Below are 24,504 nucleotides of genomic sequence, written 5' to 3'. Positions count from 1 at the left end.
GGCGGGTTGCTGGTCGTCGACGAGGCGTTCATGGATGTCGGTCCGCTGGGCGAAAGCCTGACCGGCGATGTCGAGCAAGGCGGCATCGTCGTATTGCGATCCTTCGGCAAGTTCTTTGGCCTCGCCGGGCTGCGGCTTGGCTTTGCACTGGCCGACACGCTGACGGTCGAGCGGCTGGAGGCGCAGTTCGGGCCATGGGCGGTCGCCGGACCGGCGCTCGAATATGGGATCCGCGCACTTGCGGACACCGGTTGGCAGGCCGAGATGCGACGCCGTTTGGCCGAGGATGCGGCGCGGCTCGATGCGCTGTTCGGCCGCTTCGGCGTGCCTGTCGCCGGCGGCACCACGCTGTTCCGCTATGTCAGGCTGACGGACGCCGCCGGCCTGTTTTCGGCACTTGGCGAGCGTGGCATCCTGCTTCGTCATTTCTCCGGCCGGCCGCATGTGCTGCGCGCCGGGCTGCCGGGTCCGGAGGAAGAATGGCAGCGGCTCGAATCGGCTCTTGCCGACTGGGCGCAACAGCGCGACGATAACGCCTAAGGCGCGTCGCTTTAAACGGATTCATGCGACGCGCTTTAAGTTCTTGTTCTTATGCATGTCGTTATCGCAAAACCGCTGCGCACTTTTTGCGCGACATGCATTAGGAGATCAAGCAATGATCCATGTCTGTTCACTGTCGAAGGTCGAGGAAACGGTCGCGAGAACCGGCGCCGAGCGGCTGCTTTCCCTGCTGGCCGCCGGCACCGAGGTAATGCGCCCGGCCTCGATCACCAGGGAAAACCATCTGCATCTGGTCATGCACGACATCGCCGTGGCGCAGGACGGCATGACCATGCCGGGCGAGGAACATGTCCGCGGCCTGCTCGATTTCGCGCGGCAATGGGATCGTGCAAGGCCGCTGGTCGTGCATTGCTATGCCGGTATCAGCCGTTCGACGGCCTCGGCCTATATCATCGCGGCGGCATTGGCGCCGAAGCGCGACGAGGTCGAGTTGGCTGAGACGCTGCGGGCGCTATCGCCCTCGGCGACGCCCAATCCGCGACTGATCGCAGTTGCCGACGCGCTGCTTGATCGCAACGGCCGCATGAGCCGCGCCATCGAGGCGATTGGGCGCGGCGCGGACGCCTTCGAAGGCACGCCGTTCGCGCTGAAGATCGACGGCTGATTCTGGTCAGAACCTGATCCATCCCGATCTGGATGGGCTGCGCCTGTTTTCATCCAAGCTATTTGATGACCCTTTCCATGTACCGCGTAGCTTTCTCCAAGCCCTTCGGTGCCGGTTCGAACGGTTCGCACTCTTGAAAGCCGAACTGGCGGTAAAGGGTGATCGCATTCGTCATGAATGAAACTGTCACTAGGTTCACCTTTTGGCACCTGGACTGCTCGATAGCATCGAGCGCCGTCGCAAGTAGGCGGGCGCCTACGCCTTTTCCTCGTTCTTCCGGACGCACGAAGAGCTTAATGATCTCGGCAACATCTCCATGACTGACGTAGCCGACGCAACCTAAGGCGACAGAGCCAGCCCGAGCGAGGTACATGCCTGTGCTGGGCGAGGTGCATTTCTCCAACAAGCTCGCGGCATCGTCAGAATAGTAGGCGGAAATCACATCTTCGGACGGAAGTCCGTGCACGCCGCATTGTGCAACGTCCCATTGGCCCATCTCCGCGATGAGTGCGCCGGCTTCATGGAAGTCAGCAAGGGTCAGTGCCTTTGTGACGACAACCATCGCGCACCCATGGATGTGAGACTAGAAGCATCCGGCGATACTTTACTTTACGCACGGTCTGGAAACTAGCGCCATCAAAAGTGGCTGTCTGCCTTGAACCTCAAGCGCGGCGTGTGCAGAAATCCGCATTTTGGCTCACCTTGACCTGAAACAGACCCCTAGGCCAGCCAATCGACCAGCTTGGCCTTGCGCAAATCCTTCAGCAGGCTGATGAAACCGTCGGCCTGATGGATGGCGGTAAGCCTGCCCTTTTCGGCCGTTGCAATGCTGGCATCGCCGACCACGCCGTTCGGGTTGAGATCGGTAGCGATCCAGGCGAAGGCGTGCGTTCCGGTGTGGCGCAGCAGCGAAAATTCCTTTTCGGCGCGGGCGACGTTGGACACGAAATTGTCGGCCTTTGCCATGTCGACCAGATCCGGCCGGAAATGCAGCATCAGCGAGGTCTCGACATCGCCGCCATGAATGCCCTGGCGGTCCTCAAGCGCGGTATACATGCCGGCCGGCCGGCCAAAGCGCTGCCAGCTGGTCTTCACCGCCAGCATCTTTGCACGCACGCGCAATTCGCGCGTGATGATGCCCATGATCTCCTCGTTGCCGCCATGCGAGTTCACGACGATCAGTTTCCTGATGCCGGCGCGCGCTATCGACAGGCCAAGCTCGGTCCACGCCTCGATCAAGGTCGCCGCCGGCAGAGTGATGGTCCCCGGCGCATGCAGGTGCTCGTTCGACTTGCCCACCGCCTGGACGGGCAGGATGCGGATGTCGAGATCACCCGGCAGGCGGGCGATCATCGTGTCGAGCATGCCGTTCATGATCGAGGTGTCGGTCGAAACCGGCAGATGCGGGCCGTGCTGTTCGATCGCCGCCACCGGCAGAACGGCGATCGTCGCCTCCGGGTCGATGGTGGCGTATTCGGTGGTCCGGTAATCGCCCCACCACACGCGTCTTTTCGCAACGGTCATGTTATGCCTTTTTCGACAGACTGGCCTTTTCGATAGGCCGGCCTCTTCGATGCAGACCTAGCGCGGGAAGGATCGCCTGTCGATCACCCTGCCGCGATGACCTCGATCTCGACCTTGAATTCCGGCCGGGCGAAACCGGACACGATCATCAGCGTCGAGGCGGGCGCCGGGCTGGTGAACAGGCGGTCGCGGACGTCCATATAGGGCCTGAGGAAAGCGCGGTCGGTAACATAGGCGTTGATGCGGACGATGTCTTGAATTCCGAGCCCAGCCTCGCCGAGGATCGCCGCTATGTTTTGGAAACAGAGTTCGGCCTGGGCGCCAGCATCCTCCGGGATTTGATCATCCACCGTGATGGCGACCTGTCCCGAGCACAACACCAGCCTCTTGCCCGGAGGCACCTCGACGCCATGACTATAGCGGGCGAAGGGCGGCTTGATCGATTTCGGCGTGAGGAATTTGAACATGACGATCTCCAGTCTCCGCCAGCCTAAAGCGGGATTGGTGGCCCCTTCAAGATGCAGTGCATGCTATCAGGGCGATTGTGGACAGGCGTTCAAAAAATAGGCACGATGCCTCCGGTACAGCATGACCAGTCCGGCCTTCGCGCACCACCGTGGCGCAAGCGGGCGGTCCCGGCGATGGCATGTGTCTTGCTTCTTGAATCGATGGTGCCGAGCCCGGCGCGTGACGCGCCCGAGCCAACAAAGGGTGGTGTGGATGGACGGAAACCTTAAGATTTCGGCTGGTGCGATCGTGCTGGTTGCCGCGAGCACGCTGAGCGCGGCAGCAAATGAGAAGGTCACCTTCGGCACCAACTGGCTCGCCCAGGCCGAGCACGGCGGCTACTATCAGGCGGCCGCTGATGGCACCTATGCCGCTTGCGGGCTCGACGTAACGATCATGCAAGGTGGCCCGCAGGTCAGCGGTCGGCCGCTGTTGCTCGCCGGCAAGATCGACTTCTACATGGGCGGCAACATGCTGCAGGCTTTCGACGCCGTGCAGCAGGAGATTCCGCTGCGCGTGGTCGCTGCCTCCTTCCAGAAAGAACCGCAGGTGATCATGGCCCATCCGGGTCAAGGGCTCGACAAATGGGAGGATCTGAAGAACGCGGACCAGTACATCATCGCTGACGAAGGTGCACAGAGCTTCTTCCAATGGATGGTAACGGAATTCGGCTTCGATCCGGCCAAGCGCGTGCCCTACACCTTCAACCCCGCACCTTTCATCGCCAATCCAAAATCGATCCAGCAAGGCTACGTGACGTCGGAGCCCCATGCCGTCGCCAAGGAAGGCGGCTTCCAGCCCAATTTGTTCCTGCTCGCCGACTACGGCTTCGACACCTATGCGACGACGATCGAGACCATGCAGGCCACGATCGACAAGCGGCCGGAGGTGGTTCAGTGCTTCGTCGATGGCTCGGCCAAGGGCTGGTACAACTATCTCTACGGCGACAACGCTGCCGCCAACGCGGCGATCAAGAAGGATAACCCCGACATCAGCGACGAACAGATCGCGTTTTCGATCGAGCAGATGAAGAAATTCGGCATCGTCGATTCCGGCGACACGGAAAAACTCGGCATCGGCGCGATGACCGACGCGCGCATCCAGAGCTTCTACGACAAGATGGTCAAGGCCAAGGTCGTGCCGGCCGATATAGACATCAAGAAGTCCTACACGCTGGCTTTCGTCAACAAGGGCGTCGGGATCGACCTGAAGAAATAGCACCCGGGCATGATGCAGGAGAAAGTGGCGCAAGCGCCGGCGAGCGCATCGGGCACGGGTCCGATGCTGTTGGCGCTGCGCGGCGTCGGCAAGGTCTTTTCCAACGGTGTGACAGCGCTCAGCGCCGTCGACCTGACGATCCGGGAAGGCGATTTCCTCAGCCTTCTCGGGCCCTCCGGCTGCGGCAAGTCGACGGCGCTGCGGCTGATTGCCGGCCTGTCGACGCCGAACTCCGGCCTGCTCGACTGGCGCGGCAGCAGCTCTGTCGATCGCTCTGACATCGGCTTCGTCTTCCAGGAGCCGACGCTGCTACCCTGGGCCGATGTCTTCGACAATATCTGGCTGCCGCTGCGGCTGAAGGGCGTGTCGCGGGCCAAGGCTGCGCCTGTCGTGATGGAGATGCTGGCGCGGGTTCACCTGACCGGGTTCGAGAACGCGGTGCCGCGCGAGCTTTCCGGCGGCATGAAGATGCGCGTCTCGATCGCCCGCGCCATGGTGACCAAGCCGCGCGTTCTGCTGATGGACGAGCCGTTCGCAGCACTGGACGAGATCACCCGCTTCAAGCTCAACAACGATCTTCTGGAGCTATGGCAGGACGAGCGTTTCACCGTCGTCTTCGTTACCCATAGCGTCTTTGAAAGCGTTTTCCTCTCCAACCGCGTCGTGGTCATGGCGGCGCGACCGGGCCGGGTGTTCAAAGAACTCGCCATCGATGCGCCCTATCCGCGCAACGAGACCTTCCGTACCTCGCCCGACTATGCCGCGCTCTGCCGCCAGGCATCCGATGTGCTGATCGGCGCCATCAACTCAACCGCCGGACCCCATCATGACGGCCATTGAAGAACACGCACTGACGCTCGACCCCGAGGAGGCGCGTCGCGTGCGCCAGGAGCGGCTCGAGCAGATCGGCCGATGGGTGCTGCCGCTGGCGATCATGATCCTGGCGATCTGGCTGTGGGATCGAATCTGCGTCTGGAACGACATTCCGAAATATATCCTGCCGCGCCCCGGTGTGGTGCTGCAAACGCTGTTCGACGATGCCGGGCTGCTGTTCTCCTCGCTGCTGGTGACGCTCAAGATCACCTTCCTCAGCCTGCTTCTGGCCGTCATCGGCGGTGTCGGGCTGGCGGTGCTGTTCGCGCAATCGAAATGGGTGGAGATGTCGTTCTTCCCGTTTGCCATCGTCCTGCAGGTGACGCCGATCGTCGCGATCTTCCCGCTGATCAACATCTATGTCGACAACCAGACGACGAAGCTTCTGCTGTGTGCCTGGATCGTCGCCTTCTTCCCGATCCTGTCCAACACCACACTCGGCCTCAATTCCGTCGACCGCAATCTGCGCGACATGTTCAAGCTCAACGGCGCGACCCGCTGGCAGCAATTGCGTTATCTCAGGCTGCCGGCGGCGATGCCCTATTTTCTCGGTGGGCTGAAGATCGCCGGCGGCCTGTCGCTGATCGGCGCGGTGGTGGCGGAGTTCGTCGCCGGGGCCACCGGCCAGTCGTCGGGGCTTGCCTCGCGCATCATCGAGGCCGGCTACCGGCTCAACGCACCGCGGCTGTTCGCGGCGCTGATCCTGATCTCGTTCACCGGCATTCTGATCTTCCTGGTGCTGTCGCTGATCTCGCATCTCATTTTGCGGCGCTGGCATGAAAGCGCGCTGAAGCAGGAGCGGTAAGGTGGGTGAAATGTCTGCGCGAAACACCCCCCTCTGTCCTGCCGGACATCTCCCCCTCAAGGGGGGAGATCGGCTGCATGTTTTGTTTTCGCCAATCTCGGACGCGGCAAAGGAAGCGCCTCGGTCGAAGCTGCCAATCTCCCCCCTTGAGGGGGAGATGTCCGGCAGGACAGAGGGGGGTAAGGCTTGATACCGGCCTCTGGTTCTTATCATCTTGCGAACGTCCGACTTCATGCGTCACTGACGCCGGGCCTTGCCGCAGCCTTCGACGCCGACGGGTTTGCGCTCGCCAATATCGCCGTCGCCGACGGCAGGATTTCCAGCGTCGTCGCGCATCGCCAGTCCAATACACCGGCAGGCACGATCGACCTCGGCGGCCGCATCGTCATGCCGTGCTTTGTCGACTGCCACACCCATATCGACAAGGGCCATATCTGGCCTCGAAAACCCAATCCCGACGGCACGTTCATGGGCGCGCTGAATGCCACCGGCGCTGACCGCGCTGCCCGTTGGAGCGCGGACGATGTTGCCCGCCGCATGGATTTTTCGCTGCGCTCAGCGTACGCGCACGGCACCAAAGGCCTGCGCACCCATCTCGACAGCGTCGCGCCGCAGGAGGAGATCTCCTGGCCGGTGTTCGAGACGATGCGGGAGCAATGGCGCGGCCGCATCGAGCTGCAGGCGGCCTGTCTGCTCGGCATCGAAGGCGTGCGCGACGGGAAATGGTTCGAAGGATTGGCCAAACGCGTCGCCGCGGCCAAGGGCGTGCTCGGCGTCGTCACCTACATGCTGCCGGACCTGGAAGAGCTTCTCGACCAGGTGTTTGCGCAGGCGATCAAGCATGGCCTCGACCTCGATTTCCATGCCGACGAGACCGACGCCGCCTCGGCGATCTCGCTGAAGAAGATCGCCGAGGCGGCACTATGGAACGGTTTTGAGGGAAACATCCTTGTCGGCCATTGCTGCTCGCTGGCACGCCAGCCCGATCTCGATGTGCTGGACACGCTGGACAAGGTGGCGAAGGCGCGGCTCGCCGTGGTGTCGCTGCCGATGTGCAATCTCTATCTGCAGGACCGGCGGGCTGATAACACCACGCCGCGCTGGCGCGGCGTGACGCTGCTGCACGAGATGAAGGCGCGCGGCATTCCAGTGGCCGTCGCCTCCGACAACACCCGGGACCCGTTCTACGCCTATGGCGATCTCGACATGCTGGAGGTCTACCGCATGGCGACGCGTATCCTGCATTTCGATCACCCGGTCGGCGATTGGCCGCAAGCGGTGACTTCGACGCCGGCCAAGGTGATGCGGCTCGATGGTTTCGGCATGCTTGCCGCAGGCAGCGCGGCCGACTTCGTCGTCTTTAGGGGGCGGAGCTGGACGGAATTGCTGTCGCGGCCCGAATCGGATCGCATCGTGGTGCGCGATGGCCGCGCCATCGAGCGCCACTTGCCCGACTATGCCGAACTCGACGAGCTGATGGTGAAATGATGGACATTTCGGCACTGAAGCGCGACCTCGACGGTCTGAAGATCGACGACCATCCGGCGATCGTCCAGCAGAAGAGCCGCGATTTCTACTGGTACAGCCCGGTGCTGAAGCAGCAGCTCGACCATGTGACCGGCGACCTGATCGTGACGCCGAAGACGGAAGACGAGGTGATCCGCGTGCTCGCCGCCTGTCACCGGCATGGCATTCCGGTGACGCCGCGCGGCAGCGGCACCGGCAATTATGGGCAGGCTATGCCGCTGTCCGGCGGCGTCGTGCTCAACCTTGCCGAGATGAATACGATCAAGACGATTGCGCCGGGCCGCGTCGTGACCGGGCCGGGTGCCGTGCTTGCCGACATCGACAGAGCGACGCGGGCGCATTCCGGACAGGAGCTTCGGATGTCGCCGTCAACCTACAACACGGCGAGTATAGGCGGCTTTGTCGCCGGCGGTTCAGGCGGCATTGGCTCGATCCGCTGGGGCGGGCTGCGCGACCTCGGCAATGTCATCAGGCTCAGGACCGTGACGATGGAGGCGGAGCCTCGCATCATGGATCTTACCGGCGAGGAGGTGCTGAAGGTCATGCATGCCTACGGCACCAACGGCATCATCACCGAGGTCGAGATGCCGCTGACCGCAAGCTACGACTGGATCGATGTCATAGTCGGCTTCGACGATTTCATGGATGCAGCCGGTTTCGGCAATGGTCTTGCCATCCAGGATGGCATTCTGGCGAAACTGATCACGCCGATCGCCGCTCCGATCCCCTATGACTATTTCAAGCGGCACCAGAAATTGTTCCGGCGCGAGCAAAGCATCGTCGTCTGCATGATCGCGTCGCATGCGATGGATGCCTTTGTCGCCCTCACCGCACGCAGCAAGGGCGAGATCGTCTTCCGCGCCGACAAGGAGGCCGATCTCAAAGGCCTGCCGCCGGCCTATGAGCTGACCTGGAACCACACGACGCTGCGTGCCATCAGGGTCGACTCGACGATTACTTATCTGCAGACCCGCTATCCCTCGCCGGATCACCTCGCTTACGTCAAGGCGATGATCGATCGCTTCGGCGACGAGGTGCCGACGCATCTCGAATTCATCCGCTTCGATGGCGCGATCGGCGTGGCCGGACTGCCGCTGGTCCGCTTCACGACAGCGGAGCGGCTCGACGAGATCATCCGCATCCATGAAGACAATGGCTGCTGGGTCTTCAATCCGCACCGCTACACGCTGGAAGAGGGCGGCATGAAGCAGACGGACGAGGTGCAGCTCGCCTTCAAGCGCGAGACCGATCCGCAAGGGCTGCTCAATCCCGGCAAGATGATCGCCTGGGAAAACCCGGACTACGACTATCGCTCGGGCAAGTCGTTCCTGTTCAAGGGGTTGGAGAAGGCGGGTTGAACGATGACGAGCGTGTGGCGCTGTACCCCCCTCTGGCCTGCCGGCCATCTCCCCCTCAAGGGGGGAGATTGGCAGTTTCTACGCCTCGATCCCCTTGCCGCGTTGGTGTTTGGCAAAACCGATGGTGACGGCCAATCTCCCCCCTTGAGGGGGAGATGCCCGGCAGGGCAGAGGGGGGTGCCTCGCGCCAACCTGCGAGCACTTCAATGAAAATCCTCGTGCTCTACGCCCATCCGGTCGAGGCCAGCTTCAATGCCGGTTTGCACAAGGTGATCGTCGAGCGGCTGACGGCCGCTGGCCATGCCGTCGACGATTGCGACCTCTATGCCGAGAATTTCGATCCCAGGCTGACGCGCGCCGAACGGGTCAGCTATCACGACGAGCGCGGCGCCGCTGATCCGGCGGCCGCTTATATCGAGAGGCTGCAAAAGGCCGAGGCGCTGGTGCTGTCATTCCCGGTGTGGAACTACGGCTATCCGGCGATCCTGAAGGGGTTCTTCGACCGCGTTTTCCTGCCTGGCGTGTCGTTCAAGCTGGTCGACGGCAAGGTGAAGCCGTCGCTGCACAACATCCGCAAGCTGGCGGCGGTCACCACCTATGGCGGCAGCCGGCTCCATGCAATGCTGATGAGCGACCCGCCGCGAAAGCTGGTCAAGCGTGTGTTGCGCGCCACGGTCAAGCCAGGCGCCTCCGTTTCCTATCTCGCGCATTACTCGATGAACCTGTCGACCGATGAAACGCGGAAAAGATTCATGGCGAAGGTCGCCGCCAGCATGGATGCCTTCTGATGCGGGTCCTGGTGGTTTACTGCCATCCTGTGCCCGAAAGCTTTTGCGCCGCGATCCGGGATAGTGCCATCGAGGTGCTGAAGGCGAGGGGCTGGGAGGTGCGGCTGCTCGACCTCTATGCGGAGAATTTCAATCCGGTCATGGGCTGCGGCGAGCGACGCTCCTACAATGAGCATGCCCCGCAGGACCCGGCGCTCAAGCCGCACATCGACCACCTAAACTGGGCCCAGGCAATCCTCTTCATCTATCCGACATGGTGGTACGGGCTGCCGGCAATGCTGAAGGGGTGGCTAGACCGGGTCTGGGCGACCGACGTCGCCTTTAAGCTACCAGCGGGCAAAGGACGGATTCAGTCGCTGATGAGGCATGTGACGAAGATCGGGGTGATCACGACCTGCGGCGCGCCGACCTGGTGGAGCGTCGTCGTCGGACAGCCGGGACGCAAGACAATCCTGCGCGGCATGCGGGCGCTCTGCGCCACCCGCTGCAAGACGTTCTTTCTGGCCCACTACCTGATGGACGCGTCGACGCCAAAGACGAGGGCGGCATTTCTGGAGAAAGGAAGAAAGAAGCTGGAGCGCTTCTGAGCTACATCCGCACTCGTTCCGCTTTCGGATCGTACATCGGCTTCAGCGACACTTCGGCGGCGAAGCGCTCGCCGGCGATCTCGATCTCGTAGGACGACGACAGCACATCCGCCTCGCTCTCGCCCTGGCAAGGCACGTAGCCGAGCCCAACGGCGCCGCCGAGATGGTGGCCGTAATTTCCCGAGGTGACCGGGCCGACAATCTTGCCGTCGCGCAGGATCGCCTCATTGTGGAAGAGCAGCGGCTCAGGGTCTCTCAGGCGGAACTGCACCAGGCGCCGGTTCAATCCGGTCTCTTTCTTCCTCAGCACGGCATCGCGGCCGAGAAAATCTCCTTTGCCGGCCTTCACCGCGAAGCCGAGGCCCGCCTCCAGCACATTGTCTTCGTCGGTGATGTCGTGGCCGAAATGCCGGAAGGCCTTTTCGATGCGGCAGGAATCCAGGGTGTGCAGACCGCAGAGTTTTAGGCCGACGTCGGCGCCAGCCTCAGCTATTGCCTCGAAGACATGGGCGGCCTGGTCGGTCGAGACATAAAGCTCCCAGCCGAGCTCGCCGACATAGGTGACGCGGTGAGCACGGGCCAGTCCCATGCCGATTTCAATCTCCTGAAACGTGCCGAATGGATTGGTTTCGTTGGAGAAATCGTTCGGGCTCAGCTTTTGAATCAATTTTCGCGAGTCCGGCCCCATCAGGCAGAGAACGGCTTCTGCAGCGGTCACATCGGTGATGACGACGAATTCATCGGTGAGGTGCTTGCGCAGCCAGGCCAGGTCGCGCTGCAGCGTCGCGCCGGGCACGACGAGGAAGTACGCCGTTTCCGACAGCCGCGAGACGGTGAGGTCGCTCTCGATGCCGCCGCGCTGGTTGAGCATCTGGGTGTAGATGATCTTGCCCGGCGCCACGTCCATGTCGTTGGCGCAAAGCTTCTGCAGCAATGCACAGGCGTCGCGGCCCTCGACACGGATCTTGCCGAACGAGGTCATGTCGAACAGGCCGACGCCGTTTCGGACCGCCAGATGTTCCTCGCGCTGGTTGTCGAACCAGTTCTGCCGCTTCCAGGAATAGCGGTATTCGTGCTCCTGGCCTTCGCGGGCGAACCAGTTGGCGCGTTCCCAGCCGGCGACTTCGCCGAACACCGCGCCGCGCGCCTTCAGATGTTCGTGTAGGGGAGAGCGTCTCACGTTCCGTGAAGTCGCCATCTGGCGGTACGGGAAATGGTCGGCGTAGAGCAGGCCGAGCGTCTCGGAGACGCGCTCTCTGAGGTAACGGCGGTTCTTCTGGAACGGCTGGGCGCGGCGGATATCGACCTCCCACAGATCGAACGGTGCCTCGCCATCGTTGATCCATTGCGCCAGGGCCATGCCGGCGCCGCCGGAGGAGACGATGCCGATGGAATTATAGCCGGTCGCCATCCAATAGCCGGAAAGCTCCGGCGCCTCGCCGAGATAGTAGCGATCGTCGGGCGTAAAACTCTCGGGACCGTTGAAGAAGGTGTGGATGCCGGCGCTGGCCAGCATCGGCATGCGGTTGACGCCCATTTCGAGGATCGGCTCGAAATGCTCGAAATCCTCGGGCAACTGGTCGAAGCAGAAATCCTCACGGATGCCATCCATGCCCCAAGGCTTGGCCACCGGCTCGAAGGCACCGAGCATCATCTTGCCGGCATCTTCCTTGTAGTAGGCGCATTCGTCCGGCACGCGCAGCACCGGCAGCCGGGTGAGGCCGGGGATCGGCTCGGTGACGAGATAAAAATGCTCGCAGGCATGCAGCGGGATGGTGACGCCGTTCTGGCGCCCGAGCTCGCGCGCCCACATGCCGGCGCAGTTGACGACGACATCGGCCTCGATCATGCCTTGCTCGTCGCCTTGCGCCCAGGAAACGCCGGTGACGCGGCCGGCCCTAGTGTGGACCTTGGTGACCTTCACGTTCTCGACGATGGTCGCACCGCGCTGGCGCGCGCCCTTGGCCAGCGCCATGGCGATGTTGGCGGGATCGCACTGGCCGTCGAGCGGCAGATGCACGGCGCCGACCACGTCGGAAATGTTGAGATGCGGATACATCTCCTTGACTTCACCAGGCGAAATCTCGCGCACGTCGACGTCGAAGGCGCGGGCGAGAGACGCCTGCCTATAGATCTCGTGCTTGCGCTCCTCGGTCAGCGCCACGGTGATCGAGCCGACCTGGCGCATGCCGGTGCCGACATCGGTCTCGGCTTCCAGCTTGACGTAGAGGTCGGCCGAATATTTCGCCAGCCGCGTCATGTTCTGCGAGCCGCGCAACTGGCCGATCAGGCCGGCGGCGTGCCATGTCGTGCCCGATGTCAGCTGCTTTCGTTCGAGCAGCACGATATCGGTCCAGCCGAGCTTGGCCAGATGGTAGGCGACCGAGCAGCCGGAGACACCGCCGCCGATAATGACAGCCCTTGCTTTGGGAGGAATGGTTTTGGCGGGCAGGGCGCTCATGCAGCCTCACGGCGATAGCTGGAAGCAAAACGGCGCAAGCGAAGGGCTGCTTCCAAAAGCACCGCCTCGGGCTGGCAGAGGCTGACGCGAATATGGCCGGCGGCCGCCTCGCCGAAGCTTGAGCCGGGCATCACGCCGACCTTTTCCTTGTCGAGGAGAGCCCAGGCGAACTTCTCGTCGTCGGGCTCGAGAGCCGATATGTCGAGCATGACATACATGCCGCCTTCGGAACCGCGCACGGTGACGTTGTTCATGCCGCGCATGGCATCGAGGACGACGCTGCGCCTTGCAGCATAGCGTTCGGCAATCTCCGTGACGCCGTAGCCGTTTTCCAGCGCCTCGGCGCAAGCGAGGCTGATGAAGGCCGGCAAACCATAGGTCGTCACCAGATTGAGGTTGATCAGCAGCGAGATCATCGTTTCGGGGCCGGTCAGCCAGCCCATGCGCCAGCCGGTCATGCCATGGCTCTTGGACATCGAGTTGATGACGAGCGTGCGCTCGGCCATGCCGGGCAGGGCGCGGGGCGAGATATGCTCGCCACCACCCAGCGTCCAGTAGACCTCGTCCGACAGCAGCCAGAGGTCATGCTCGCGGCAGATCTGCGCCAGCTCTTCAAGATGCTGCCGCGAATAGACGGCGCCGGTCGGATTGTTCGGTGTGTTGATGAGGATGGCCCGCGTGTTCGGGCGAAGGGCGGCGCGGATCATGTCCGCGCGGGGTTGGAAACCATCCTCGGCCGGCGTCTCGACGACAGTGAATTCCGCGCCCGCCGCACTGAAGGTGTTTGGATAGGTGGCGTAATAGGGCGCGACCACGATGGCGTGGTCGCCCTGGTCGAGCACGGCCTGCACGGCAGCGTAGAGTGCCGCCTGTCCACCCTGCGTGGCGATGACCTGGTCGGGGCTGGTTGGGACGCCGGTGCAGGCGGTCGAGGCTGCCGCCATCGCCTTGCGCAGGCGCGGAATGCCGGGAAGCGGGGTGTAGTGGTGGTTGCTGGCGCGAACCGCTGTCACGCAGGCTTCGATGGTTTGGCCCGGCGCATCGAAATCATGGTCGCCGACCGACAGCATGATGATGTCCTCGCCGGCCTCCTTGCGTGCCCAGGCAGCGGAATGAACCTCCCAGCCATCCTTGCCGGAAGGCACGATGCCGGAAATACGCGATGATGGTCTGGGCATTATGCTCTTAGCCTCTCGTTCTTCGGATCCCACAGCGGCTTGTCGTTCTGTACGACCGCCGTGAAGCGCTCGCCAAAGATTTCAACCTCGACCGTGGTTCCCGGCTCGGTGAGGTCGGCGCGCAGCATGCCGAGCGCGATCGATTTGTCGATGCGATGACCCCAGCCGCCGGATGTTGTCTCGCCAACGATCTCGCCGTCATGCCACAGCGTCGACATGGTGGGCGCATCGCAGTCGCCGGGATTTTCGACGGTCAGCGTGACGAAGCGTTTCTTGACACCCTGCTGCTTCTCATTTTGCAACGCTGCCTTGCCGCGGAAATCCGGCTTGTCCCATTTGACGAAGCGCTCCAGCCCGCCCTGCAGGATCGAATAGTCGGTCGACAGATCGCCCTTCCAGGCGCGGTAGCCTTTTTCGAGCCGAAGCGAATCCAGCGCGTACATGCCGAACGGCTTCAGGCCATGCTTCTGCCCGGCCGCCCAGACGGCATCGAAGATCGCGGCGGTGTCGTCGATCTTGGTGTGGATTTCCCAGCCGAGTTCGCCGGCGAAGGACACACGCAGTAGCCTCGCCCAGCGGCCTGCGATTGTCGTTTCCTGATGCGTCAGCCAGGGCAGAGCAAGGTCGGCGGCGCAGATATCGGCGAGGATTTTTCGCGAGTTGGGTCCGGCGAGGATCTGCGTGAAATATTCCTCTGTGCGATCGATCAGCTTGAATGTCGCATGCTTCGGCATGCGTGATTTCAGCCACTCGAAATCGTGCCACTGCGCCACCGCGGCGGTGATCAGCGTCATCAGGTTCTCATCGTGACGCACCACAGACATTTCGGTGACGATGCGGCCCTTGTCGTCGGCAAAATAGACGAGGCCGATGCGGCCGGGTTTCGGCACCAGCCCGGTGACTTGCTGGCTCAGCCATTCGGCAGCGCCAAGGCCGTCGAGGTTGAAGCGGGAGAAACCAGGCAGGTCCAAAATGCCGGCGGCGTCGCGCACGGCGAGGCACTCTTCGCGGACGCGATGCTGCCAGGGCCCGTAGCGGCGGAAGGTCAGCGTCGCGGCTTCCGAGACGTCGTCGCCGGCTTGCGCGTACCAGGTGGCGCGCTCCCAGCCATTATAGGCGTCGAAGCAGGCGCCGAGCGCCTTGATGCGATCGTGGATCGGCGACAGTTTACGGTCGCGTCCAGCCGGCCAGGCATGGCGCGGGAATTGGATGGCGTATTCGTTGCCGTAGATCTCCATGCCCTTGGCGATGCAGTAATCCGGGGCCGAGGCAAAGCTGGTGAAGCGACGCGGATCGCAGGACCACATGTCCCACTCGGTCTGGCCCTCAGTCACCCATTCGGCCAGCACCTTGCCGGCGCCGCCGCCCTGGGCGATGCCGAAAGTGAAGACGCAGGCCTCGAAGGCGTTGGGCACGCCGGGCATCGGGCCGATCAGCGGGTTGCCGTCCGGCGCGTAGGGGATCGGGCCGTTGATGACTTTTGACAGGCCGGCGGTGCCGAGGATAGGCACGCGGGCGACGGCATCGGCCAGATAGTCCTCCAGCCGGTCGAGATCGTCGGGGAACAGCTGGAACGAAAAATCATCGGGCATGGGGTCGTTGTGGCCGACCCAATGCGCACGGCAATTGCGCTCATAGGGGCCGAGATTCATGCCGTTCTTTTCCTGGCGCAGATAATAGGAGGTGTCGACATCGCGCAGCAGCGGCAGTTTCTTGCCTTGCTCCTTCGACCATGCGGCCAGTTCGGGGATTTCCTCGAACAGGATATATTGATGGCTCATCACCATCATCGGCACGTCGCGGCCGAACATCTTGCCGACTTCGGCCGCGCGGTAGCCGGCGGCGTTGACGACGATCTCGCAGCGGATCTCGCCCTGCGCTGTTACAACCACCCACTCGTCCTTCTCGCGGCGCACGCCGGTGACCGGACAGAAGCGGATGATCTTCGCTCCCATGTCGCGGGCGCCCTTGGCCAGCGCCTGGGTCAGCTGCGCCGGATCGATGTCGCCGTCGCTCGGATCGTAGAGCGCGCCCTTCAGCTCATGCGTTTCGATGAATGGATAGCGGCGCTTGATTTCGTCGAGCCCGACCACGTCGATGTCCATGCCCTGATAGCGGCCCATGCCCTTGGCGCGCTGGAACTCCTGCATGCGTTCGACCGTATGAGCCAGCCTGAGCGAGCCGGTGACGTGGTAGTTCATGGGATAGCCGACCGCATCGGCCAGCCCGCGATAAAGCTCCGTCGAATAGCGCTGCATGTTCATCAGCGACCACGACGAGGAGAAGGTCGGCACATTGCCGGCCGCATGCCAGGTCGAGCCGGAGGTGAGCTCGTTCTTCTCCAGGAGCACGCAGTCGGTCCAGCCCGCCTTGGCGAGATGGTAGAGCGAGGAGGCGCCGACGACACCGCCTCCGATGATCACCACACGTGCCGTGGTCGGCAAACCCGCCATGTTTTTCTCCAGACCTATATTCAGTAGACAGGTGGCGAAACCACCCAGATGACGACAGCCGGCTCCGCTCCAGGATTGCGCCAGCGGAACGGCTTGCCGTCGAAGCGAAAGGAGTCGCCCTCACCAAGCCGGTGCCAGACGCCTGATATCTCGATGTCGAAGCTGCCGGAAGCGACATATCCGGCTTCCTCCGTCGGCCGGCGCGCCTCGGTCTTCAGCTCCGCACCCGGCGCGAAGACCGAACGCAGCATCTCGAAGCTACCGCCGAGATCAGGCGAAAGAAGCTCCTCCACCAGGCCGGAATCGCTTGTGCCAAGCGTGCGGCGGCTGCCGGCGCGCACGACCACGCCGCGCTCGTTCTCGACGGGCACGTCGTGACTGAAGAACAGGCTGACCGGCACGCCGAACAATTCCGCGAAGGCCCTGAGATCGCTGAGCGAGGGTATCGACAGGCCGCGCTCGACCTGACTGACCCAGCCGACGGAGCGGCCGAGCTTCAGGCCGATCTCGGCAAGCGTCAGCCCGCGCGCCCTGCGCAGCGCCCTGATATCGCCGGCCAGCAGCCGTTCGCGGTTTTCCTGCTCCGATCTGACGGCGGTTGAGGTCAAGCCATTTCTCTTACTGAAAAATTCCCCTTGGTGAAAAATTTGGGGGAAATTTCATGAGAGGTCAAGTTCGTGAAAAAATCAAGACGATTTTCATGAGGCCACAAGATTTGCTTGCGCCATTTTGGCGGTTCAGGCAAAGGCTCGGCCACGAACGGCGATTGAGGGCGCCCGGTCGACGCTTACGATAGAGCGCCACGCGTCAATTGGACCCGCAATGGTGCTCTCCCATTTTCTGGACGGCGCATGATCTTTCCGGAATCGATTCCGGTTTAGGGATTACGCGTAAAGGGACGGCCCATGCTGGAAAACAACACCCGGATTGCCAAGGATGCGGCGATCGTCGACGAGGCGATCACGTCACGCCGTTCTGTGCGGGCCTTCCTGCCCGAGATGGTCGATGACGAGACGATCCGCGCCATTCTCTCTGTCGCCGCGCGTGCACCTTCGGGCACCAACATGCAGCCCTGGCGGGTCTACGTCACCAAGGGCGAGGTCAAGCAGCGGATCACCGACGCCATCCTCAATTCCGGCATCCGCGCCGAAAAGGCCGACTGGGACGAATATCGCTATTACCCCGACCAGTTCTTCGAACCGTATCTCACCCGGCGGCGCGCGAATGGCTTCGGCCTCTACGGCGCGCTCGGCATCGGCCGGCGCGAGGTGGACAGGATGCGTGCGCAGCACGACCGCAACTTCGTCTTCTTCGACGCACCGGTCGGCATGATTTTCACGGTCGACCGGCGGCTGAACAAGGGCTCGTGGATCGATTACGGCATGTTCCTGCAGAACATCATGGTGGCGGCGCGGGGCAGGGGCCTGCACACCTGTCCGCAGGCGGCCTTTGCACCGTATCACAAGCAGATCAGGCCGGTGCTTAATATCCCCGACGAGGAGATCGTCGTCTGCGGCATGGCGCTCGGCCATGAGGACAGATCCAAGCCCGAAAACGAGTTCCGCACCGACCGCGCGCCGCTGGAAGAGTGGGTGACATTCGCCAAATGAGGTGGCGCCAAATGAGGTGGCGCCAAGTGAGGTGACGACGCGCCGCCTCGGTCTACTGCACCTCGTAGCCGACTTCCTCGCTGGCATGGCAGAGCGCCTTCCAGAACGAGCGCGCAAACGAGCGGAACACATAGATGTCGAACTGGTCGGCGCCGGTGCGCTGGATCTGCGCGAAGACGTCATGATGCATGGTCGAGCGGCCGGCGCCGACCGGGAAGGCCGGCAGCGCGAAGTCGATGGCGAAGAGTTTTGCCAGCACCCATTCGGCCTTTGGTCCGGCGATGCGGATCGCGGTGCGGCCGTGCGACAGGTCGGTCACCGTGCCGATCGCCGGGGTGACGACATTGGCAAAGGCTGATGCCAGGCCTTCGGCCTCGTCGACCACTGTGAATTTTCCCGGCGCGAAGCCGAACACCGACCTCACGCCGTCGGTGCTGCCGGCGCCGGCGCCATCGGGCAGAGCAAGGCCGGTAACGGTGCGGATGCCTGATATCAACTTCTTCTCCTGGCCCGGCCAGGCAGCGAGCTGCAGGATCGATCCCGGCCTGGTTTCGGAGAGGATGACATCGATGCCGTGTTCGAAATCGCCGTGCGAGCCGGTGCGCAGTTCCGGCTCAAGCGGTGCCAGCTCAAGCGGTGATTGGCGCTCAACCATGCATGCGGCTCCCGTCCGGATCAAAGAAGTGGTTGGAGACGATCTCGACCGGGCCGAACCGGTTGCGCAGGGGATCGGAGATATGGGCGCGCGTGCCGCGCCGTGCCTTGCCGTCCTTGACCATAGCGAGCGCGATGTATTTGCCGAGCGCCGGCGAATAACAGCAAGCGGTGATGTGGCCGATGGAATCGTGCGGATTGGCTTCGTCAAGCGCCTCGACGATGTGCGCGCCGCCGTTGAGCGGTTGGTTGTCCAGCGAAATCAGACCGACGAGTTCCAGCCGGCCGGGAGCGATCAGCCCCTCGCGATCCATCATCGCCGAGCCGATGAAGGGCTGTTTCTTGGACAGCATCCAGTCGAGATGCAGGTCGCGCGCCGTGGTTCGGCCGTCGATCTCGGCGCCGGTGACGTGGCCTTTCTCGATGCGCATCGTGCCCAGCGCCTCGAGCCCGTAAGTCACCAGTCCGAACGGCTTGCCGGCTTCGATCAACGCTTCCCAGACATGGGTGCCGTACCCGGCGCCGGAGTAAACTTCGAAGGCCATTTCGCCGGAGAAAGACAGCCGGCAGATCATCACCGGCACGCCTGATATCTTGCCGTGCACGATGCCCATGAAAGGCAGCGTGGCGTTGTCGACGGCGGTGCCAGTGATGCAAGCGGCAAGAATGGCTCGCGCCTTTGGTCCGCCGATGGCGGCACCCGCCCATTCGTCGGTCACCGAGGTGACGTGGACCTTCAGCTCCGGCCAGATAACGTCAAGGAAATACTCCAGATGCTGCATCACCTTGCCGGCATTGGCCGTGGTGGTGGTCATCAGGAAGTCCTGATCCCCGAGCCGCCACGTCGTGCCGTCGTCGAAAGCGAGGCCGTCCTCGCGCAGCATCAGCCCGTAGCGGGCCTTGCCGACGGCCAGCGTCGAGAACATGTTGGTGTAGACCCGATCGAGGAATTCCGCTGCGTCCGGACCCTGCACGGCGATCTTGCCCAGTGTCGAGACATCGACGATGCCGGCGCTCTCGCGCGTCGCCCTGGCTTCGCGCACATAGGCCTGCTCGATCGTCTCGCCGGGATGGCCATAAATCATCGGGCGATACCAGAGGCCGGCCGAATACATGGTTGCGCCATTGGCGACGTGCCAGTCATGCATCGGCGTCAGCCGCTCTGGCCTCAGGTCGCCGAAGCGTTCTGCGGCGAGCGAGCCGATAGACACCGCGGAAAAGGGCGGGCGGAAGCGTGTCGTGCCGACTTCCGGGATCGGCTTGCCCAGCGCTTCGGCCATGATGGCGAGGCCGGGTATGTTGGAGTTCTTGCCCTGGTCGGTCGCCATGCCGAGCGTGGTGTAGCGTTTCAGGTGCTCGACCGAGACAAAGCCTTCGCGATGCGCCAGCCGCACATCCTCCGCGGTCACGTCGTGCTGGAAATCGACGAAGCTTTTTCCATCGGCCTTGATCTCGAACACAGGCGCCGGGTCGGGATCGCCGGGTGCTGCTTCGACGACCGGCAAGGCCGTTGGTGCGCCGGTCCCGCCGGCCGCCGAAAGCCCGGCGGCGCGACCTTCGGCGATGGCCTCGGCGGTGGAGAAGCTGCCGGTGAAAGCGCCGGCGCCAATCCATTGCTGGGTTGGCTTCGGTGGCAGGAAGGCTTGCCTGGCGGCATTCCATTCCGCCTTAGCGCCGGCCTGACTGGCCAGATGGATGGTCGGCGACCAGCCTCCCGACATCAGCAGGCAGTCGGCTTGAATGCTGCGCGGATCGCCGGCAAGCGCGCCGTTGACCATGTCGAAGCGCTGCACCTTGATGCCGGACAGCGCCTTGCCGCCTTCGGTGGCGACCACGGCGTGACCGGCAAGAATCTTGGCTTCCGCTTCATCGGCGAGCTCGCGCATCTCGCTCGAAAGCTCCGGCCGCACGTCGACGATGGCGACGATGGCCGCGCCGGCATTCTTCAGCGCAAGAGCGGAGCGATAGGCGCTGTCATTGTTGGTGAAGATTGCGATCCTGTTGCCCGGCAGCACGCCGTACTCGTTGGCGTAGCGCTCGGCGGCATGCGCCAGCATCACACCCGGCCGGTCGTTGCCCGGAAACACCAGCGGCCGCTCGAAGGAGCCGGTGGCCAGCACCACCGATTTGGCGCGAATGGTCCAGTAGCGATGGCGCGGTTCGCCCTTGCCTGGTCTCTCCTTATGGTCGGTGACCCGTTCAAGCGCAGCGAGCGTGTTGCCGTCGTAATAGCCCCAGACCGTGGTGCGCGGCAGCAGGCGGACATTGTCATAGCCTTCGAGCTGGCCGGCGGCTCGCGCTGCCCAGTCCGCCCCGGGCATGCCGTCGATCGTCTCGCCTGACCAGTTGGCCGAGCCGCCGAAATGCGGTTCGAGCTCGCTGAGGATGACACGGGCGCCCTGATCGGCGGCTGCCCTGGCGGCCATCAGCCCGGCCGGACCTGAGCCGACCACCAGCACATCGCAGAAAGCGTTCATGCGCTCATAACGCGCCGTGTCGGGAGCAGTCCCGGCGCGGCCGAGACCGGCGGCCCGGCGGATGAAATGCTCGCAGAACATCCAGAAACGCGTGCTCTTCAGCGGGCCGATCGCGGGTCCCATGAAGGTCTTGTAATAGAAGCCGGCGGACAGAAGCTTGCCGCCGAGCTGATTGACGGCGCTGACATCCCAGGACAGCGATGGAAAGCGGTTCTGGCTGACAACGGTCAGCCCGTCATAGATCTCGACCATGGTCGCGGCAATATTGGGCTCGCGAACCTCGCCCCGCAGCACCGTCACCAGGGCGTTCGGCTCCTCGACGCCTGATGTCAGCACGCCGCGCGGGCGGTGATATTTGAACGAGCGCCCGAACAAGGTGACGCCATTGGCCAGCAGCGCCGAGGCAAGCGTGTCGCCGGCATGGCCGGTGTAAGGCGCGCCATCGAAGGTGAACCGGATGGTTCGCAGCCGGTCGATCCGACCACCGGCATCCGTGCGGCGTGGGCTCATGCCTTGCCCTCCGCCTTGTGGCGCGCAGCGGCTTTGTGGTCGCCGCGCGCGAAGGCGACGCTGGAGATATCGTGTGTCAGCGTGTTGCGCACGACCTTGAGATGGGCGCGGCAGCCGCCGGAATGCTGCCAGATCTCGTTGTGGTCACCCGCCGGATTCAACCGATCGTAAACATAGGCGTTCCAGGCGTCGAGATTCTGCGACGCGGGCTGAGGGCGCTCGCGGTTGCCGTCGCCCTGGTAGGTGAACTCGATGACATCGCGCGGGCCGCAATAGGGGCAAGTGATCAGCATTTTCGTCTTACCTAATGCAGCCGCGGCGTCGCGCCCTGGCCCTTGTCGTCGATCACCATGCCGCGATGGAAGCGGTCGAGCGTGAAGGGCGCGTTGAAGTCGTGCGGCTCGTCCTTGGCGATGGTCCAGGCAAAGCACCAGCCAGACGCCGGCGTCGCCTTGAAGCCGCCGTAGCACCAGCCGCAGTTGAGATACATGCCCGGCAGCGGGCCGGTGGTGATGATCGGCGAGCCGTCCATCGACATGTCGCAGACGCCGCCCCAGGAGCGCAGCATGCGCACGCGCGCAAGCCCCGGAAACAGCGCCAGCATCTCGCTCATCACCTCGTCGACAATAGGCAAACTGCCGCGCTGGGCGTAGCTGTTGTAGCCGTCGAGATCGCCGCCATAGACAAGGCCGCCCTTGTCCGATTGGGACATGTAGAAATGGCCCATGCCGAAGGTGAGGACGGTATTGACGAATGGCTTCAGCGATTCCGTCACGAAGGCCTGCAGCACATGGCTCTCGATCGGCATCGTCTCGATGCCGGCAAGCTGCATGACCCGTCCGGTGCTGCCGGCCACCGCGACCGCCACCTTCTTGGCGCGGATCTCACCACGCGAGGTCGAGACGCCGGTGACGCGGTCGCCATCACGCAGGAAACCGGTGACCTCGCAATTTTCGATGATGTCGACGCCGCGACGGTCGGCGCCGCGCGCATAGCCCCAGGCGACGGCATCGTGGCGGGCGGTGCCGGCGCGCGGTTGCATCAGCCCGCCGACGACCGGGAAGCGAGCCGCGCCCGAGACGTCCAGCGCCGGTATCAGGCGTGCGATCTCCGCCGTGGTCATCAGTTCGGCGTCGACGCCGAGATGGCGCATGGCGTTGCCGCGTCGCGCAAGATCGTCAAGCTGGGCAGGCGTGTGCGCCAGGTTCAGGCAGCCGCGCTGCGAGAACATGACGTTGTAGTTGAGGTCGTGCGACAGGTTCTCCCACAGCTTCATCGAATGTTCGTAGAAGCGGGTGTTGGCAGGCAGCAGGTAGTTGGAGCGAACGGCCGTCGTGTTGCGGCCGACATTGCCCGAGCCGAGCCAGCCCTTCTCCAGCACCGCGACATTGGTGATGCCGTGCTCCTTGGCGAGATAATAGGCGGTCGACAGGCCGTGGCCGCCGCCGCCGATGACAATCACGTCGTAGGATGCCTTCGGATCCGGCTTGCGCCAGGCCGGCTTCCAGTCCTTGTTGCCGGTCAGCGCGTTTTTGAGAAGCGAGAAGGCCGAATATTCCGCCATTCTTATTGTTATCCGTTCTGGCTTTTTGTCATCCGTTTTGGGCGATGCGGCACACTATAGAGCAGGCCGCTGCCGCAAAGCCAATATTGCGCCATCGCTTTTCGACTGGCCGACTCCGAAAACGAGCCGCCCGCGACGGCTTGCTCCTTGATATGAGCGTCTTTATCAAGGACGGGCTTTTGAAACCGCCTTTTGCCGTCCGCGAGTCGCCGGAAACATCATGTTCTTTCGTTTGCTCCGCCTGGTTCTGATCCTTGCGCTTTTCGTCTTGGCGCCGCCGTCTTCCGACGCGATGGCGCAGGCCATCGGCCAAGGCGCCGCCGCGCTGATCGCAGAGCAGATGAAGGCGATCCAGGACCTGACCGCCAAAACCGACGATCTCGAGAAAAAGATACCGCAGGAGGCCGAGGAGGACGCGGGCCTCGTCGATATCCGGCTGCAACTGGAGGATATTTCGCGGGCAGCGTTGACCAGTGCGCTGGCATTTCGTTCGCGTCTTGCCGACATCAACAACCGTATCGAGGTGCTGGGCGCGCCGCCGGCCGAGGGTCAGCCACAGGAACCCGAGATCGTCACCAGCGAGCGCGGGGCACTGGCCGCCGAAAAGGCGGAGATCAATGCCGTCATCGCCAGCGCGCAGAACCTGTCGATCCGCATCAGCGGACTGATCGACAAGATTAGCACCATGCGCAGCGAGCTGTTTCGGAATGTGCTCACCAAACGTTATGTGCTGTCCGATGCACTGAGCCCGGAGGTCTTCTCCGATGCGCAGGACGAATACGCCAATTTTTACAAGGCGGTATCGTCCTGGCTGACCTTCGCCTTCAAGTTCAAATTCCAGGCCGTGCTGGCTGCGACCTTGATGGCGCTTTCGCTGGCTGCAGTGCTTTTTGTCGGTGGGCGGCGTCTGTTCGGGCGTGTCTTCGAAGCGGACCCTTCCGTTGAGGACCCCTCCTATCTCAGCCGGCTGTCGGTGGCGTTCTGGTCGACATTGCTGCCGACGCTGGCGGTCGGCGTCTTCCTGGTCTCGACCGTGTTCTTTTTCAACTACTACAACGTGTTGCGCGGCGATATCGGTGTATTCCTGAATGCGCTGGTCGCCGTCATAGCGGTGGTGTTCTGCGTCAACCGGCTGACCAATGCGGCGCTGGAGCCGCGGCTGCCGAACTGGCGGCTCATACCCGTTGAAACCGGCCCGGCACGCTGGCTGGTGCGGCTGACGACGGCCATGGCGGTGGTTATCGG

At 63.2% G+C, this 24,504-nt stretch carries 21 protein-coding genes and 1 pseudogene; 11 read left to right on the top strand and 11 right to left on the bottom strand.

Features of this window, described 5'->3' with window-relative positions; all coding sequences use genetic code 11:
• Positions 1 to 540, top strand: a 540-nt coding sequence (locus EOC93_RS23330; protein ID WP_127205781.1) for an aminotransferase class I/II-fold pyridoxal phosphate-dependent enzyme, incomplete at its 5' end; no start/stop codon positions are given.
• Between the two features lie 115 nt (positions 541 to 655).
• Positions 656 to 1,165: a tyrosine phosphatase family protein gene (locus EOC93_RS23325; RefSeq protein WP_127205780.1), complete on the top strand. Its 510-nt coding sequence runs from the start codon at positions 656 to 658 to the stop codon at positions 1,163 to 1,165.
• Between the two features lie 58 nt (positions 1,166 to 1,223).
• Here the strand turns inward: EOC93_RS23325 and EOC93_RS23320 are convergent, their stop codons facing one another.
• From EOC93_RS23320 to EOC93_RS23310, 3 genes are all read right to left on the bottom strand, one after another.
• Positions 1,224 to 1,727, bottom strand: coding sequence for a GNAT family N-acetyltransferase (locus EOC93_RS23320; RefSeq protein ID WP_127205779.1), 504 nt, complete (start codon positions 1,725 to 1,727; stop codon positions 1,224 to 1,226).
• A 158-nt stretch (positions 1,728 to 1,885) separates the two neighbouring features.
• On the bottom strand, positions 1,886 to 2,689 hold the full coding sequence (locus EOC93_RS23315) for a creatininase family protein (protein ID WP_127205778.1): 804 nt from the start codon (positions 2,687 to 2,689) through the stop codon (positions 1,886 to 1,888).
• 83 nt (positions 2,690 to 2,772) lie between these two features.
• The gene (locus tag EOC93_RS23310) at positions 2,773 to 3,156 is read right to left on the bottom strand and encodes a RidA family protein (protein ID WP_127205777.1); all 384 of its coding nucleotides are present in this window, start codon (positions 3,154 to 3,156) and stop codon (positions 2,773 to 2,775) included.
• Positions 3,157 to 3,409: 253 nt separating this feature from the next.
• Between EOC93_RS23310 and EOC93_RS23305 the strand changes: the two genes are divergently transcribed.
• The 7 genes from EOC93_RS23305 (at position 3,410) to EOC93_RS23270 (ending at position 10,352) form a co-directional block, all read left to right on the top strand.
• Positions 3,410 to 4,414 (top strand): ABC transporter substrate-binding protein, encoded by a 1,005-nt coding sequence (locus EOC93_RS23305; RefSeq protein ID WP_126106086.1) that lies wholly within the window; start codon positions 3,410 to 3,412, stop codon positions 4,412 to 4,414.
• A gap of 9 nt (positions 4,415 to 4,423) precedes the next feature.
• Entirely contained in the window at positions 4,424 to 5,254 is an 831-nt protein-coding gene (locus EOC93_RS23300) for an ABC transporter ATP-binding protein (protein ID WP_127205776.1), read from the top strand.
• Positions 5,241 to 6,092, top strand: a complete 852-nt coding sequence (locus EOC93_RS23295) for an ABC transporter permease (RefSeq protein WP_126106088.1) — start codon at positions 5,241 to 5,243, stop codon at positions 6,090 to 6,092. Before EOC93_RS23300 ends, EOC93_RS23295 begins: the two co-directional genes overlap by 14 nt.
• Before the next feature lie 186 nt (positions 6,093 to 6,278).
• Positions 6,279 to 7,580 carry a cytosine deaminase gene (locus EOC93_RS23285; protein WP_127205775.1) on the top strand — a complete coding sequence of 434 codons (1,302 nt, stop codon included), beginning with the start codon at positions 6,279 to 6,281 and terminating at the stop codon, positions 7,578 to 7,580.
• Positions 7,580 to 8,977 carry an FAD-binding oxidoreductase gene (locus tag EOC93_RS23280; RefSeq protein WP_127205782.1) on the top strand — a complete coding sequence of 466 codons (1,398 nt, stop codon included), beginning with the start codon at positions 7,580 to 7,582 and terminating at the stop codon, positions 8,975 to 8,977. The genes EOC93_RS23285 and EOC93_RS23280 overlap by 1 nt, the downstream gene beginning before the upstream one ends.
• 206 nt (positions 8,978 to 9,183) lie before the next feature.
• Positions 9,184 to 9,765 (top strand): NAD(P)H-dependent oxidoreductase, encoded by a 582-nt coding sequence (locus EOC93_RS23275; RefSeq protein WP_095486732.1) that lies wholly within the window; start codon positions 9,184 to 9,186, stop codon positions 9,763 to 9,765.
• A complete protein-coding gene (locus EOC93_RS23270) occupies positions 9,765 to 10,352 on the top strand; it encodes an NAD(P)H-dependent oxidoreductase (RefSeq protein WP_126106090.1) in 588 nt (195 codons plus the stop codon). The genes EOC93_RS23275 and EOC93_RS23270 overlap by 1 nt, the downstream gene beginning before the upstream one ends.
• A 1-nt stretch (position 10,353) precedes the next feature.
• Here EOC93_RS23270 and EOC93_RS23265 read toward each other — a convergent pair whose 3' ends face one another.
• The 4 genes from EOC93_RS23265 to EOC93_RS23250 are packed head-to-tail and all read right to left on the bottom strand — an operon-like array spanning position 10,354 to position 17,052.
• The gene (locus EOC93_RS23265; RefSeq protein ID WP_164547178.1) at positions 10,354 to 12,813 is read right to left on the bottom strand and encodes an FAD-dependent oxidoreductase; all 2,460 of its coding nucleotides are present in this window, start codon (positions 12,811 to 12,813) and stop codon (positions 10,354 to 10,356) included.
• Positions 12,810 to 13,991, bottom strand: coding sequence for a pyridoxal phosphate-dependent aminotransferase (locus tag EOC93_RS23260; protein WP_095486730.1), 1,182 nt, complete (start codon positions 13,989 to 13,991; stop codon positions 12,810 to 12,812). Before EOC93_RS23260 ends, EOC93_RS23265 begins: the two co-directional genes overlap by 4 nt.
• Complete coding sequence (locus EOC93_RS23255; RefSeq protein WP_095486729.1) at positions 13,991 to 16,444, bottom strand: FAD-dependent oxidoreductase; 2,454 nt, start codon at positions 16,442 to 16,444, stop codon at positions 13,991 to 13,993. Before EOC93_RS23255 ends, EOC93_RS23260 begins: the two co-directional genes overlap by 1 nt.
• A 20-nt stretch (positions 16,445 to 16,464) precedes the next feature.
• Complete coding sequence (locus tag EOC93_RS23250; protein ID WP_126106092.1) at positions 16,465 to 17,052, bottom strand: XRE family transcriptional regulator; 588 nt, start codon at positions 17,050 to 17,052, stop codon at positions 16,465 to 16,467.
• Positions 17,053 to 17,349: 297 nt separating this feature from the next.
• On the opposite strand from EOC93_RS23250, the gene EOC93_RS23245 reads away from it, so the two are divergent.
• On the top strand, positions 17,350 to 18,054 hold the full coding sequence (locus EOC93_RS23245; RefSeq protein WP_095486727.1) for a nitroreductase: 705 nt from the start codon (positions 17,350 to 17,352) through the stop codon (positions 18,052 to 18,054).
• Between the two features lie 52 nt (positions 18,055 to 18,106).
• Here the strand turns inward: EOC93_RS23245 and EOC93_RS23240 are convergent, their stop codons facing one another.
• Genes EOC93_RS23240 through EOC93_RS23225 form a run of 4 tightly spaced genes read right to left on the bottom strand, consistent with a single transcriptional unit; the run spans position 18,107 to position 23,259 of the window.
• Positions 18,107 to 18,709 carry a sarcosine oxidase subunit gamma gene (locus EOC93_RS23240; protein ID WP_126106093.1) on the bottom strand — a complete coding sequence of 201 codons (603 nt, stop codon included), beginning with the start codon at positions 18,707 to 18,709 and terminating at the stop codon, positions 18,107 to 18,109.
• Positions 18,702 to 21,695 carry a sarcosine oxidase subunit alpha gene (locus EOC93_RS23235; protein WP_127205774.1) on the bottom strand — a complete coding sequence of 998 codons (2,994 nt, stop codon included), beginning with the start codon at positions 21,693 to 21,695 and terminating at the stop codon, positions 18,702 to 18,704. Before EOC93_RS23235 ends, EOC93_RS23240 begins: the two co-directional genes overlap by 8 nt.
• Positions 21,692 to 21,988 carry a sarcosine oxidase subunit delta gene (locus EOC93_RS23230; protein WP_095486724.1) on the bottom strand — a complete coding sequence of 99 codons (297 nt, stop codon included), beginning with the start codon at positions 21,986 to 21,988 and terminating at the stop codon, positions 21,692 to 21,694. Before EOC93_RS23230 ends, EOC93_RS23235 begins: the two co-directional genes overlap by 4 nt.
• An 11-nt stretch (positions 21,989 to 21,999) precedes the next feature.
• Positions 22,000 to 23,259, bottom strand: a complete 1,260-nt coding sequence (locus EOC93_RS23225; RefSeq protein WP_095486723.1) for a sarcosine oxidase subunit beta — start codon at positions 23,257 to 23,259, stop codon at positions 22,000 to 22,002.
• Positions 23,260 to 23,479: 220 nt separating this feature from the next.
• On the opposite strand from EOC93_RS23225, the pseudogene EOC93_RS23220 reads away from it, so the two are divergent.
• Positions 23,480 to 24,504: pseudogene (locus EOC93_RS23220) on the top strand (mechanosensitive ion channel family protein); the annotation flags it as partial.

Origin of the sequence: Mesorhizobium sp. M6A.T.Ce.TU.002.03.1.1, assembly GCF_003997275.1 — a bacterium.
In the GTDB taxonomy this organism is placed as follows: Bacteria; Pseudomonadota; Alphaproteobacteria; order Rhizobiales; family Rhizobiaceae; genus Mesorhizobium; species Mesorhizobium mediterraneum.
Note: the sequence above shows the minus strand (reverse complement) of the source record. Positions and strands in the feature narration are given on the sequence as shown.